The organism is Cellulomonas sp. Leaf395, from assembly GCF_001424125.1.
Classification (GTDB): Bacteria; Actinomycetota; Actinomycetes; order Actinomycetales; family Cellulomonadaceae; genus Cellulomonas.
Genome location: NZ_LMQI01000001.1, coordinates 231193 through 244448 on the forward strand (window position 1 = coordinate 231193; position 13256 = coordinate 244448).

The 13256-nt window shown below is 72.6% G+C and carries 13 protein-coding genes; 10 read left to right on the forward strand and 3 right to left on the reverse strand.

The window, feature by feature from the left end; translation table 11 throughout:
* Positions 1–94: 94 nt before the first annotated feature.
* The 6 genes from ASG23_RS01135 (at position 95) to ASG23_RS01160 (ending at position 7267) form a co-directional block, all read left to right on the forward strand.
* Complete coding sequence (locus tag ASG23_RS01135; protein ID WP_056018905.1) at positions 95–1183, forward strand: VIT1/CCC1 transporter family protein; 1089 nt, start codon at positions 95–97, stop codon at positions 1181–1183.
* Positions 1184–1241: 58 nt separating this feature from the next.
* The gene (locus tag ASG23_RS01140; protein WP_056018908.1) at positions 1242–2069 is read left to right on the forward strand and encodes an ABC transporter ATP-binding protein; all 828 of its coding nucleotides are present in this window, start codon (positions 1242–1244) and stop codon (positions 2067–2069) included.
* 43 nt (positions 2070–2112) lie between these two features.
* The gene (locus ASG23_RS01145; protein ID WP_056020566.1) at positions 2113–3096 is read left to right on the forward strand and encodes an ABC transporter substrate-binding protein; all 984 of its coding nucleotides are present in this window, start codon (positions 2113–2115) and stop codon (positions 3094–3096) included.
* Positions 3097–3106: 10 nt separating this feature from the next.
* Positions 3107–5218: an iron ABC transporter permease gene (locus tag ASG23_RS01150; protein ID WP_056018910.1), complete on the forward strand. Its 2112-nt coding sequence runs from the start codon at positions 3107–3109 to the stop codon at positions 5216–5218.
* Between the two features lie 86 nt (positions 5219–5304).
* The gene (locus tag ASG23_RS01155; RefSeq protein ID WP_056020568.1) at positions 5305–6207 is read left to right on the forward strand and encodes a siderophore-interacting protein; all 903 of its coding nucleotides are present in this window, start codon (positions 5305–5307) and stop codon (positions 6205–6207) included.
* A gap of 133 nt (positions 6208–6340) precedes the next feature.
* A complete protein-coding gene (locus ASG23_RS01160) occupies positions 6341–7267 on the forward strand; it encodes a pseudouridine synthase (protein WP_056018912.1) in 927 nt (308 codons plus the stop codon).
* 4 nt (positions 7268–7271) lie between these two features.
* Here the strand turns inward: ASG23_RS01160 and ASG23_RS01165 are convergent, their stop codons facing one another.
* A complete protein-coding gene (locus ASG23_RS01165; protein ID WP_056018915.1) occupies positions 7272–8330 on the reverse strand; it encodes a DMT family transporter in 1059 nt (352 codons plus the stop codon).
* 58 nt (positions 8331–8388) lie between these two features.
* Positions 8389–9216, reverse strand: coding sequence for a class II aldolase/adducin family protein (locus ASG23_RS01170; RefSeq protein ID WP_056018918.1), 828 nt, complete (start codon positions 9214–9216; stop codon positions 8389–8391).
* Positions 9217–9382: 166 nt separating this feature from the next.
* On the opposite strand from ASG23_RS01170, the gene ASG23_RS01175 reads away from it, so the two are divergent.
* From ASG23_RS01175 to ASG23_RS01185, 3 genes are read left to right on the forward strand one after another with little or no spacing between them, the layout of a single operon-like run.
* Entirely contained in the window at positions 9383–9730 is a 348-nt protein-coding gene (locus ASG23_RS01175; protein WP_056018921.1) for a hypothetical protein, read from the forward strand.
* Positions 9727–10218 carry a DUF427 domain-containing protein gene (locus ASG23_RS01180; protein WP_056018924.1) on the forward strand — a complete coding sequence of 164 codons (492 nt, stop codon included), beginning with the start codon at positions 9727–9729 and terminating at the stop codon, positions 10216–10218. The genes ASG23_RS01175 and ASG23_RS01180 overlap by 4 nt, the downstream gene beginning before the upstream one ends.
* 41 nt (positions 10219–10259) lie before the next feature.
* Positions 10260–11087 carry an ArsR/SmtB family transcription factor gene (locus ASG23_RS01185; RefSeq protein WP_056018926.1) on the forward strand — a complete coding sequence of 276 codons (828 nt, stop codon included), beginning with the start codon at positions 10260–10262 and terminating at the stop codon, positions 11085–11087.
* A 125-nt stretch (positions 11088–11212) separates the two neighbouring features.
* Here ASG23_RS01185 and ASG23_RS01190 read toward each other — a convergent pair whose 3' ends face one another.
* The gene (locus tag ASG23_RS01190; protein ID WP_056018929.1) at positions 11213–11704 is read right to left on the reverse strand and encodes a gluconokinase; all 492 of its coding nucleotides are present in this window, start codon (positions 11702–11704) and stop codon (positions 11213–11215) included.
* Between the two features lie 265 nt (positions 11705–11969).
* Between ASG23_RS01190 and ASG23_RS01195 the strand changes: the two genes are divergently transcribed.
* Entirely contained in the window at positions 11970–13253 is a 1284-nt protein-coding gene (locus ASG23_RS01195; RefSeq protein WP_056018932.1) for an MFS transporter, read from the forward strand.
* Positions 13254–13256: the final 3 nt, after the last annotated feature.

Sequence of the window (13256 nt, forward strand, 5' to 3'; positions counted from 1 at the left end):
CGACCCCAGCCACGGTCATGCACAACTGATGATTCGGCAACCTGAACACCAGGCTGAAGGACGTTGCTCGCCCTGTCGGCTGGGACGATGAGCTGTGCCGACCACACAGACCCCGCGTCCGACCCCGTCGAGGAGCCAGGTCCGCCGGTGGCGGCAGTACCTGGCCGACGAGCGCGCGGAGGCGGCTGTCTACCGCGACATCGCGTCCCGGCGTACCGGTGAAGAGCGAGAGATCCTGCTCGCCCTGGCGGAGGCGGAGGGTCGGCACGAGCAGCACTGGCTGGACCTGCTCGGCGACGACGTCGGCAAGCCGCGCCGCGGTGACCTGCGCACCCGCACGCTGGGCCTGCTGGCCCGTCGGTTCGGGTCGGTGTTCGTCCTCGCGCTCGCGCAGCGGGCCGAGGCGCGGTCGGGGTACGACGCCGACGCCGACGCCACGCCGACGATGGCCGCGGACGAGGCGATCCACGAGGAGGTCGTCCGCGGCCTGGCCACCCGGGGACGCAACCGGATCTCGGGCACGTTCCGCGCGGCGGTGTTCGGCGCCAACGACGGTCTGGTCAGCAACCTGGCGCTGGTGCTCGGCATCGGGGCCAGCGGTGCGTCGACGTCGACGGTCCTGCTCACGGGCCTGGCCGGTCTGCTTGCCGGGGCGCTGTCGATGGGTGCGGGGGAGTACGTGTCGGTGCGGTCGCAGCGCGAGCTGCTCGAGGCGTCGCGTCCGGGTCAGGCGGCCCACGCGGCTCTGCCGCACCTGGACGTCGACGCCAACGAGCTCGCCCTCGTGTACCGGGCGCGGGGGATGGAGCCCGACGAGGCGCAGGCGCGGGCCGACCACGTCCTCGGGTCGCTGGACCACGCCGACGCGCTGCCCCAGGAGCCCGACGACGTCGACGAGCACGAGTCCGTCGGCACGGCCGTGGGCGCGGCGGCGGCGAGCTTCTGCTTCTTCGCGTCGGGGGCCGCGATCCCCGTGCTCCCGTACCTGCTGGGTGCCGAGGGCCTGACGGCGGTGGTGTGGGCGTCGGTGCTCGTGGGGCTCGCGCTGCTGGCCACGGGGGCGACCGTCGGGGTGCTGTCGGGGGCGTCGCCGGCCAAGCGCGCGCTGCGGCAGCTGGCCATCGGCTACGGCGCGGCGGCCGCGACCTACCTGCTCGGGCTGGCGTTCGGCGCCACGGTGTGACGTGCGTCATCCGGAAGAGGGTTGGCATACCTAAGTTAGTAGAGGCTAACCTCACGGTGTGACCACTTCCGAGCGGGCCGCCCTCCGCGGCGACGACCTCACCTGCGCTTACCACGGCACGGTCGTCGTGACGTCGGCCGACCTGCGGCTCCAGCCCGGTCAGGTCACCGCGCTCATCGGCCCCAACGGGTCCGGCAAGTCGACGCTCCTGCGGGCGCTCGCCCGGCTCCACAGGCCCGAGTCCGGCACGGTCAGCCTCCCCGACGTCCCCGACGCCCACGCCCTGTCCGCCAAGGACTTCGCCCGGCGTGTGACCCTGCTGCCCCAGTCACGGCCGACGCCGTCCGGGGTCAGCGTGCGGGACGTCGTCGGCTACGGCCGGCACCCGTACCGCGGCCGCTGGCGCCAGAACGACGCCGACGGCCCCCGCGCGATCGCCTGGGCCATGGAGGTCACCGGCGTCGGGGCGATGGCCGAGCGCGGCGTCGACGAGCTGTCCGGCGGCGAGCTCCAGCGCGTCTGGCTGGCCACCTGCCTCGCGCAGGACACCCGCGTCCTGCTGCTCGACGAGCCCACCACGTACCTCGACCTGCGCTACCAGGTGGAGATCCTCGACCTGGTGCGCGACCTGGCCGACGACCACGGGGTGGCCGTCGGCGTCGTCCTGCACGACCTCGACCAGGCCGCCGCCGTCGCCGACCACGTGGTGCTCCTGTGCCGGGGCACGGTCGTCGGCTCCGGCCGCCCGCACGAGGTGCTCACCGCCGACGCGCTCACGGAGACGTACGGCATCCGCATCGACGTCCAGCAGGACGAGATCACCGGCCGCGTGCACACGCGCCCCGTCGGCAGGCACACGCACCGCTCTCGACTGACCACCGTCTAGAACCCCCGCTCAACCAACCTCCGAGGACACCCCTGTGCGCAAGATGACCTTCCCTGCCCTGCTCGCAGGCGCAGCGCTCCTGCTGGCCGCGTGCGGCACCACCGAGGACGCAGCGGCCGACGCTCCGGCCGAGTCGGCCGCCTCCTCCGACGGCGGCACCATCACCATCGAGGACGACCGCGGCACCGTCGAGCTCGACGGTCCGGCCGTCAACGTCGTCTCGCTCGAGTGGGGCCTGACGGAGAACCTCCTGACCCTCGGCGTCACGCCGGTCGGCGCCGCCGACGTCAAGGGCTACAACACGTGGGACACGGTCGTCCCGCTCGACGAGTCGACCCCCGACGTCGGCATGCGCGGCGAGCCGTCGCTCGACGCCATCTCCGCGCTCGAGCCCGACCTGGTGGTCACCACGACGGACCTGCCGCCCGAGGTCATCGACCAGATCGAGGCCGAGTACCCCGTCCTCGCGCTGCGCGGCTCGGACGCGTCCGACCCGATCGCCAAGATGCGCCGCACGATCGAGATCCTGGGCGAGGCGACCGGCACCTCCGACGCCGCCGAGGCCACGCTCGCGGACTTCGACGCCAAGGTCGAGGACGCGAAGACCGAGCTCGACGAGGCCGGCATGGCCGGTGCCTCCTACACGATGGCCGACGGCTGGCTCTCCGACGGGGCCGTCTCCATCCGCATGTACACACCTGGGTCGTTCCTCGGCGGCGTCGCCGGTGAGCTCGGTCTGGAGAACGCCTGGACCGGCGAGGGCGACCCCGACTACGGCCTCGCGCAGACCGACGTCGAGGGCCTGACCGAGCTCGGCGAGGACGTCCACTTCCTCTACGTCGCCAACGACACCGACGGTGGCGACGCGTTCAAGGACGGTCTGACCGGCAACGCCATCTGGGAGCAGCTGCCCTTCGTCGTCGCCGGCAACACGGCCCGCCTGCCCGACGGCATCTGGATGTTCGGCGGCCCGGAGTCGGGTGCGGCGTTCATCGACGCGACTGTCGCCGCACTGACGGCGAGCTGACACCGTCGCCATGAGCGTCGACGTACCGACGGAGGCAGGACCCGCAGCGCTCGGCGCCGCGGGTCCTGCCGCCGCCCGCCGAGCCCGGCCGGCCGCGATCGCTGCGGTCTTCGCCGTCGCGATCGTCGCGGTGGCCGTGCTCGCGGTCGTCGACCTCACGCTCGGCACGTCGACCGTCGGCGTCGGGGACCTGCTCGGGCTGCTGACCGGGTCGGGGGACGACGAGACCCTCGCGGTGCTCGTTGCGTCGCGCGCTCCCCGAGTGCTCGCGGCGCTGCTCGTCGGCACCGCGCTGGGCCTGTCCGGCAGCGCGCTGCAGTCGGTCGCGCGCAACCCGCTGGCCTCGCCCGACACCCTCGCCGTCAACGCCGGCGCCTACTTCACCATCGTGCTCGCGGCGGTCACCGGGCTCACCCTGCCGTTCGCGGTGAACGGCGCGCTCGCGTTCGTCGGTGGCCTCGCGGCCGCTGCGCTGGTGCTGGCCATCGCCCGCGGCGGCGCCGAGGGACCCACCCGGCTGGTCCTCGCCGGGTCGGCGACGATGCTCGCGCTCTCGTCCCTGACGATCCTCCTCATGCTCCTGTTCGAGCAGGAGACCCAGGGGATGTTCGCGTGGGGCGAGGGCTCGATCGTGCAGTCCGGCACCGCCAAGGTGGCCCAGGCCGCGCCCGTCGTGCTGCTCGCCGGGATCGTCCTCGTGCTCTGGTCCCGCCGCCTCGACGTGCTGGCGCTCGGCGACGACACCGCAGCCGTCCTCGGTCTCGACGTCCGCCGCACCCGCATCGTCACCGTGCTGCTCGCCGTGCTCCTGGCGGCGCTCGCGGTCACCGTCGCAGGTCCGATCGGCTTCGTCGGACTGACCGCGCCGGTCATCGCGCGGCTGGTCGCCGGACGCGTCCCCGGGCTGGCCCGGCACCGGCTGCTCCTGCCGCTGTCCGCCCTGGCCGGGTGCGTCGTGGTGCTCGGTGCCGACGTCCTGCTGCGGCTGGCTGTCCCCGGCGTCGCGTCCGTCGCCATCCCGACCGGCATCGTCACCACGCTGTTCGGTGCCACGGTGATGGTCTGGCTCGCCCGCCGCCTGCGTGACTCCGGCCCGACGCGCAGCACCGCGTCCGTCGGCGCGCACCCGGCCTCACGCCTCCGGGTGGCCGTCGTCGTCGGTGTGCTCGCGGTGGCCGTCGTCTCCGCGCTCGTCGCCGGCTTCCTGCTCGGCGACCGCCTGCTGCTGATGGGTGACGTCACCAACTGGTTCGCGGGCGTCAGCGGGCGCCAGGTCTCGTTCGTGCTCGACCAGCGCACCCCGCGCGTGCTCGCCGCGCTCCTGGCCGGCGCCGCTCTCGGCCTCGCCGGGACCACCGTGCAGGCGGTCGCGCGCAACCCGCTCGCCGAGCCGAGCCTGCTCGGCATCACGGGCGGTGCCGGCATCGGCGCAGTCCTCGCGATCGTGCTCTTCCCCGGTGCACCCTTCTGGGCGGTGTCCGTCGCCGCCGCGATCGGCGCCCTGAGCACGTTCGCACTGGTCTACGCGCTGGCCAACCGACGAGGGCTCAGCTCCGACCGGCTGGTGCTCGTCGGCATCGGCGTCTCGGCCGCCGCGACGTCGCTGATCACGCTGATCGTCGTCCTGACCAACCCGTGGAACACGACCATGGCGCTCACGTTCCTCTCGGGCTCCACCTACGGCCGGACCGCAGCGCAGGTGTGGCCCGTGGCGGTCGCGCTGCTGGTGATGGTCCCGCTCGTGGTCCGGTGGCGTCGGGACCTGGATGTGCTCGCGGTCGACGACGACGTGGCCCGCGTGCTCGGCGTCCAGCTGGAGCGGACCCGGCTGGCCCTGCTCGTCATCACCGCGCTGCTCACCGCGTCGGCGGTCACCGCGATCGGGGTGGTCGGGTTCGTCGGCCTCGTCGCGCCGCACCTGGCCCGCTCGCTCGTCGGCTCCTCGCACGCCCGCGTCATCCCCGTCGCCGCGCTGCTCGGCGCACTCCTGGTCAGCGTCGCGGACACCCTCGGCCGGACCGTCATCGCGCCCGCGCAGATCCCCGCGGGACTGCTCACGGCGATGATCGGCACCCCCTACTTCATCTACCTGCTGTGGCGGACGCGGAGGAGCGCACTGTGACGAACGCCGTTGTGAGGACAGCCTCACCTTCCTCTACCCTGAGCGACGTGACCGTTTCGGTGGAGGCCCCCGCGCTGCCCTTCCGCATGTTCGCCGTGCAGGTGGCCGCGGTGCAGCCGATGTGCCCGAGCGTGGTCCGCGTGACGTTCACGGGCGACGACCTGGACCGCTTCGCGGACAACGGGTTCGACCAGCGCATCAAGTTCTTCCTGCCGCTCGACACAGCGTCGTACGACGAGCTGCTGAGCCTGCAGGACAGCGCCGACTGGTACGGCCGCTGGCGCTCGATGCCCGAGGACAAGCGCCACCCGATCCGCACCTACACCGCCCGCGGGGTCCGGCAGGACCGTCGCGAGGTCGACGTCGACATCGTCCTGCACGGCGACCTCGGCCCCGCCTCCCGCTGGGCCCTCGGCGCAGCCCCCGGCGACGACCTGGTGATCCTCGGCCCCAACGCCGACGCGACCGGCCCGCACGGCGGCGTCGACTTCGTGCCCCCGTCCCACACCGACCGCCTGCTCATCGCGGGCGACGAGACAGCCCTGCCGGCCATCGCGGGCATCCTCGAACGCCTGCCCGCCGACGCGCGCGGTGAGGCCCTGATCGAGATGCCGCTGTCCGGCGACCGCCTCCCGCTCGCGGCGCCCGACGGAGTGACGGTCCGCTGGTACGGCCGCGACGGCCGCGCCCACGGCGAGCTGCTGATCCCCGCCGTGCAGGCCGCGTGCGCGCGACTCCTGCCCGGCCAGGCACCCGCGCCCGACCTCGAGCTCGAGGACGTGGACGTCGACGAGGGCATGCTGTGGGAGGTGCCCGTCGATGCGACCGGTGCACCCCTGCGGGCCGACGCCGCGCTCTACGCCTGGCTTGCCGGGGAGGCAGCGGTCATCAAGACCCTCCGCCGGCACCTGGTCGCCGAGTGCGGCGTGGACCGCAAGGCGGTCGCGTTCATGGGGTACTGGCGCGCGGGGCGTTCCGAGGCGAACTGAGCCGTATGTGCCGCGTGCCACGTTCGTCGGACAGGACGTGGCCGAGCTCCTGAGCGCGGCGACGATCGCGGGCGAGGTGACGATCGACCCTCTGGCACGCCGTCCCCGCGGCGCAGCCCCGTAGCATCGGCGGGTGCCCCCCAGATCGCCGTTGCCGGCGCGGCACGGACTCAGCGCCGCCTGGCTGCGCACCCCCGATCGCGACCGTTCCCGTGCGGACGAGTGGTCGACGATGGGCGCCTGGCTGCGAGGCCGGCTGCCGGAGCACGTGGACGTGGCGGCGATGCTGGCGGGGCAGCGCTTCGTCGACGAGGACGGCCGCGCGGTGCGCGACGACGACCCCTACGCCGCGCACCGGTTCGTGTGGTTCCACCGCGACCTGCGCGACGAACCGGAGGTCACCGCGCCCATCCACGTGGTCCATCGCGACGAGCGCCTCGTGGTCGTCGACAAGCCGGCCTTCCTGTCCTCGATCCCGCGTGGTCGGCACGTGATGCAGAGCGTGGTCGTCCGGTTGCGCGCCGAGCTGGACCTGCCGGACCTGTCACCGCTGCACCGTCTGGACCGGGTCACGTCGGGCCTGCTGATGCTGGCGACCGAGCCGCGGTGGCGCGGACCGTACCAGAGCCTGTTCGAGCACCGGGCGGTGGACAAGACGTACTGGGCGCTGGCGCCGCTGCGCGACGACCTCTCCTTCCCCGTCGTGGTCCGCAACCACCTCCGCAAGGAGCGCGGCTCCTGGCAGGCCGAGGTGGTGCCGGACGCCCCGGTCAACGCGGAGACGCAGGTCGAGCTCGAGGAGGAGGTCGACGGGCGCGGCATCTACCGCCTGACGCCCCGCACGGGCCGCACCCACCAGCTCCGCGTGCACCTGTGGGGCCTCGGCATCCCGATCGTCGACGACCCGCTCTACCCCGTGGTGCGTGACGTCGAGGTCGACGACTTCAGCAGGCCGCTGCAGCTGCTCGCCGGAGAGCTCGCGTTCACCGACCCCGTCGACGGCAGCGCGCGGCGGTTCCGCAGCGTCCGGCGCCTCCCGCTGACTGCTGCGGCCGTCTGACCCCTCAGTGGTCGTGGCGGTGGTGGGCGTCGGGGTAGTGCTCGTGGGTGTGGGTGACCAGCTGGTGGGTGTGCACGTGCCGGTGGCGGACCCCGGGCGCGACGAGCTCGTCGTGCTGATGGTCGTGGTGGCCGTCGTCATGGGTGTGCCAGTGGTCGTGCGTGACGGCCTCGTGCGTGTGCTCGTGGCCGTGCTCCTCGCTCAGGTGCAGCCACGTCCCGACGGCCATCAGCGCTCCGGCGACCAGCAGCTGCCACGTCACCGCGTCCCCGAGCGCGACGGCCAGGACGGCACCGAAGAACGGGGCCACCGAGAAGTACGCGCCGGCACGTGCGGCACCGACGTGGCGCAGCCCGACGATGAACAGCACGAGACTCAACCCGTAGGCGACGAACCCGAGCACCAGGGCCGCACCGGTCGTGCGTAGCGACGGGAGCTGCGCGCCGAGCGCGAGGGCGATGGCGAGGTTCGCGGGACCGGCGACTGCGCCCTTGACCGCCGCGAGCCAGGTCGCGTCCGTCAGCGAGACCTTGCGGGTCAGGTTGTTGTCGAGCGCCCAGCAGGCGCACGCCCCGAGGATCGCGAGCGCCGGCCACACGCTCGTGACCTCGGCCTGTCCGGTCGGGACGGCGATCACGACGGCCCCGGCGACGATCGCCAGCATCCCCAGCACCACGCGCCGACCCGCGGGCTCACGGAACACGACCCAGGCGATCAGGGCCGTCAGGACGCCCTCGGCGTTGAGCAGCAGCGACGCCCCGGACGCCGGCATCGAGGACAGGCCGAACATCAGCAGCACGGGGCCGGCGATCCCGCCGGCGGCCACGGCCCCGACCAGCCACGGCACCTCGCGGCGGGGGAGGCGGACACGCGGCGCACGTCGCACCAGCCGCCAGGTCCACAGACCCAGCCCGGCGCCGACGTACAGCAGGCCGGCCAGCAGCCACGGGCTGACCTCGCCGAGCAGGAGCTTGGCGAGCGGCGCGCTGGCACCGAAGAGCACCGCCGCCAGCAGGGCGGCACGCACTCCCGCATTCCGGAGGCCGCGCGACGACTCGTTCACGACCCCATGGTCGCTCACGTCACGCGCGAGGCGAGACCTCCGGCCGACCGAGGGTCGTTCAGCGCGCCCACTGCGAGGTCACGCCGAACTCACGGGCCACCGCGGAGATCTCGTCGTCGGACAGGCCTTCCGCACGGCCTCCGGCGACGAGGTTCATGTACTCGTACCTCGCCCCCGTCTCGGCATACTCGATGCGGTCGACCGCGCGGGTGACGGACAGGTCGGAGCGGGCCATCACGCCGTGCTTGGACCACAGCACGATCTCGAACTCGCGGAGCCCGTCGACGTTCGCGGCCATCAGCTCGGCCGAGCCGGGCAGCATGAAGTCGAGGACCCCGATGCCGGCGGAGAGCGCGACGATCGACTCGGGCTCCCAACGCAGGATCCGGGAGTTCATCGCGGTGGTGGAGCGGTAGGCGGGGATATGGGACAGGTAGGTCAGGTGCATCGGCTGGGCGTGCACGACCGCCTGGAACGACACGCCCCGGGTGGCCACCTGGTCCTGGTGCACGGCGAGGTGGGAGTTGAACTCGCTGGTGAGGTTGTCGAAGAGGCGGCGGGGCGACGTGTAGAGGGTGCCGGTCGTGCCGCCCTCGTCGACGACCACGGCGCCGACGTTCGCCTCGGGGTCGTCCTGGATCTGCCGCAGACGCCGGCCCGAGCCGGTGACCAGCACCGTGTGCCCGGCGAGGGCGGGGGCGGGCAGCGGGAGCGTGATCGGCTCCGCCAGCGGGAAGCGCCGGCGGACCTCGACGTCCCAGCCGACGTACGCCGAGATGTTCCCGGCGCCCGCCTCGGACGCGTCGATCTCGCAGATGCGCGACCCAGCGGTGCCCATCGAGACGAGCAGGTCGTCGAGCTCGGGCCGGACCGCGAGCTTGGTCATGGTGTGCTCCTTGAATCGGTTCAACGGCTACCACCAGTCAACCGTGTGGACGCCGCAGTGACCTGGGCAGAAGGTCCCTAACAACCCCGCACCCTGAGCTCCGACGCGCGTCGACGGCGAACCCTGCCTACGCTCGGACACTCAGACGAGTTCGGGAGGACTGCGCATGATCAAGCGAGTCGTGTTCGTGGCGGGCGTCTCTGCGGGGTACCTGTTCGGCACTCCGTCGGGCCGTCGGCAGCTGGAGAAGATGAAGGTCATGGCGATCGACTTCTGGCACGACCCGCGCGTCCAGGAGTACGTGCAGGAGTACGAGGCGCAGGCGACCGCGTTCGCGAAGAAGCAGGGCGCCGCGGTCTGGGAGAAGGCCGTCGACACGGCCAAGAGCGCGGCGTCGTCCTCGACTACGAAATATCCGACGTCGTCCTCCTCGACCTATCCGACGAACCACGAGTCGCCGACCGTCGTCGAGCCGATCATCGACGCGGACGACGCCAACCCCGGCCAACGGTGAGACCGACCCCGCTGCCAGCTGCAGCGGGCCAGGAGTCGGTCTGGGACTACCCGCGGCCACCTCGGGTCGAGCGGACGTCCGAGCTGGTCGTCGTGACGCTCGGCAACGTGCCCGTCGCGACGACCACCGACGCCGTCCGGGTCCTCGAGACCAGCCACCCGCCGGTGTACTACCTGCCGTTCGGCGCCTTCGAGCCGGGCGTGCTGGAGGCCGCGGGGGGCGCCTCCGTGTGCGAGTTCAAGGGCGTGGCTGCGTACGTGTCGGTCCGCGCGGATGGTCGGCTGCTGTCCCGCGTCGGCTGGACCTACCCCGCGCCGCTGCCGGGCTACGAGATCCTCGCCGACCGGGTCGCCCTCTACGCCGGCGACCTGCGCTGCACGGTCGACGGTGAGCTGGTCCAGCCGCAGGCGGGTGGCTTCTACGGCGGTTGGATCACGTCTCGCGTCGTCGGGCCGTTCAAGGGATCTCCGGCAACTCTCGGCTGGTGAACCGTTGACATGTGACCAATTGGTCACCTAATGTGGTCGGTATGGACGAGGACCTGGTGTTCAAGGCACTTGCGGACACCACCCGTCGCCACCTGCTCGACCAGCTCTACACGCGTGACGGCCGCACGCTGACGGAGCTCGAGGAGGGCCTCGACATGACCCGGTTCGGGGTCATGAAGCACCTGAAGGTGCTCGAGGAGGCGGGTCTCGTCGTCACGCGCCGATCCGGGCGGGAGAAGCTCCACTTCCTCAACGCCGTCCCGATCCAGCTGATCCACGAGCGGTGGATCGACAAGTACGACGTGCTCGGCGCCGAGCGCCTGCACGCGCTGACCGACCTCAAATCAGCCCTGGAGAGCACGATGACCACGCAGACCGACACGGCCACCACGACCGTCCTCGTCAACCGCATCTGGATCAAGGCCGACACCGCCACCGTGTGGAAGGCCATCACCTCGCCCGAGTGGAACGCCCGGTACGGCTACAAGAGCCCGTCGACGTTCGAGCTCACGCCCGGCGGCGCGTTCACCACGCTCCCGTCGGCGGACATGGTCGCCTACGGCACCCCGGCCGACCAGCCGATCCTCGACGGCGAGGTGCTCGAGGTCGTCGAGGGCTCCCGCCTGGTCCTCACCTGGCGCACGCTGTGGGACGACGAAGCCCGTGCCGAGGGGTTCACGCGGCTGACCTACGAGATCGAGGAGCGCGGCGCGGGGATCACCCAGCTGACCCTGGTCCACGACGTCACCGGCGCCCCCCGCACCGCCTCGCTCATCTCCGGCGACCTGCCGGAGTTCGGCGGCGGCTGGCCGCAGATCCTGTCGGACCTCAAGACCCTCCTCGAGACGGGCGCGTCGCTGGAGTCCTGAGCAGCCGCGCACGGGCCGGTCGCCACGAGCGACCGGCCCGTCCGTACGCGCTCGGATCGGCCGCCCAACCGGGTCCGCGTGCGAGATCGCGGGTGCGGACTACCGATCTCGCGCTGACCCCGAGCTCACTCCGCGGGGGATCCGGGTTCGTCACGCAGCAGGCGGAGGGCGTCGTCGGCGATCGCGTCCGGGGGACCGGCCACCGCGACGTCGACGCCGTCCTCGTCGTCGGCCAGCGGTTCGAGGGTGGCCAGCTGGCTGGCCAGCAGTGTCGCCGGCATGAAGTGGCCCGTCCGCGCCACGAGCCGTCGCTGCAGCTCCTCCGGCGGGACGACGAGGTGCACGAACCGCACGCGGCCGTGGGCGGTGCGCAGGACGTCGCGGTACGAGCGGCGCAGCGACGAGCACGTCACGACGGTCGATCCGCCTGCCGCCGACATCGCGTCCCGGATCGCGCGCAGCCACGGCCCGCGGTCGTCGTCCGTGAGCGCCCGACCAGCGCGCATAGCCTCGACGTTGGCCAGGGGGTGCAGGTCGTCGCCCTCGATCATCGGCCGGCCCAACCGGTCGGCCAGCAGCCGGGCGGTCGTCGACTTCCCGGTCCCGGACACCCCCATGACGACAAGATGCTCGGGCTGGCTGCTCACGCCGACAGCCTTGCACGATGACGCCTCGGCCCGCCCCGCGGTCCGCACCGTCCTCTGCGGGCCGAACTCGTCGCTGCGGGTCGAACTCGTCCGTTGCAACCGACGAGTTCGGCCGGGGCCGATGAGTTGGGCAGGGATCGGCGGGGAGGCCGGGTGGGACTGACGGTGGGCCGACGAGTTCGACGCGGCTTGCACCTGGGCAGGACGTGTTGCTCGGGCAACCTAAACTCGTCCGATGCCCTCGTTCGTCGTCGACACCACGCCTCTGCGTGTCAGCCCGGCGTTCCGGCGGCTGTGGTGGGGGGTGGCGGTCTCCAGCCTCGGGGCGCAGCTGACGGTCGTCGCGGTCGGGCTGCAGGTGTACGCGATCTCCGGGTCGACGGCGTCCGTCGGCCTCCTCGGGCTCTGCGCACTGGTCCCGCTGGTGATCTTCGGGCTGTACGGAGGGGCGATCGTCGACCACTACGACCGCCGCCGGGTCGCGCTGGTCGCGTCGGTCGTGTCCTGGACCGCCACCATCGGGCTCGCCGTGCAGGGCTGGCTGGGCAACACCCAGGAGTGGGTGCTGTTCGCGCTGGTCGCCGTGCAGTCGGGGGCGTTCGCGGTGAGCACGCCGGCGAGGTCGGCAATCATCCCGCGGCTGCTCGACCCGAGGCTCATGCCCGCCGCGAACGCCCTGCAGACTCTCGGCTTCAGCGTCGCGTTCACGGTCGGCCCGCTGCTGGGCGCCGCACTGGTGGCCGCGTTCGACTACGGCGTCGCCTACACGGTCGACGCCCTCCTGTTCACCGCCGCGCTGTTCGCGGTCTTCCGGCTCCCGGCGCAACCGCCCCTGCCCTCGGAGACCCGTCGGGACCGGGTGGGGCTGGCCTCCGTGGTCGACGGGTTCCGGTACCTGGGCACGCAGCGCAACGTGCGGATGACGTTCGCGGTGGACCTGGTCGCCATGATCACCTCGTCGCCGCGAGTGTTGTTCCCGGCGGTCGGCCTGGTCTACCTGGGCGGGGGAGCGACGACGACCGGGATCATGGCCGCGTCCGCCGCGGTCGGGGTGGGGCTGGCAGGGCTGTTCTCCGGCGGGCTGGCCCGGATCCGCTGGCAGGGCAGGATCATCGCGGTCGCCATCACGATCTGGGGGCTGGCGATCGCGGGCTTCGGGCTGACGCTCCTGGCGGCGGGCCGGGGGCACCCCGACCAGGTGCTCTGGCTGGCGCTCGCCGCCGCCGTGCTCATGCTGGTCATCGCGGGGGCCAGCGACGCGATCAGCTCGGTGTTCCGACAGACGATCCTGCAGACGGCGACGCCCGACGACATGCGCGGCCGGTTGCAGGGCGTGTTCATCGTCGTCGTCGCGGGCGGACCCCGGCTGGGCGAGGCGCTGCTCGGCGGGGCGGCGGCGAAGGTTGGCGAGGGCTGGGCAGCGGTGATCGGCGGCTGCCTGTGCGTCGTGCTGCTGTGGCTGCTGGTCCGGACGCAACGCTCGTTCTGGGACTACGACGCCCGCCACCCGGTGCCCTGACTG

Bases quoted from the DNA above. Each gene is read 5' to 3' on its own strand.
- ASG23_RS01155 (WP_056020568.1), top strand. From the start codon at position 5,305: ATGTTCGCCGTGCAGGTGGCCGCGGTGCAGCCGATGTGCCCGAGCGTG.
- ASG23_RS01150 (WP_056018910.1), top strand. From the start codon at position 3,107: ATGAGCGTCGACGTACCGACGGAGGCAGGACCCGCAGCGCTCGGCGCC.
- ASG23_RS01145 (WP_056020566.1), top strand. From the start codon at position 2,113: ATGACCTTCCCTGCCCTGCTCGCAGGCGCAGCGCTCCTGCTGGCCGCG.
- ASG23_RS01170 (WP_056018918.1), bottom strand. From the start codon at position 9,216: ATGACCAAGCTCGCGGTCCGGCCCGAGCTCGACGACCTGCTCGTCTCG.
- ASG23_RS01195 (WP_056018932.1), top strand. From the start codon at position 11,970: ATGCCCTCGTTCGTCGTCGACACCACGCCTCTGCGTGTCAGCCCGGCG.
- ASG23_RS01190 (WP_056018929.1), bottom strand. From the start codon at position 11,704: ATGGGGGTGTCCGGGACCGGGAAGTCGACGACCGCCCGGCTGCTGGCC.
- ASG23_RS01185 (WP_056018926.1), top strand. From the start codon at position 10,260: ATGGACGAGGACCTGGTGTTCAAGGCACTTGCGGACACCACCCGTCGC.
- ASG23_RS01175 (WP_056018921.1), top strand. From the start codon at position 9,383: ATGATCAAGCGAGTCGTGTTCGTGGCGGGCGTCTCTGCGGGGTACCTG.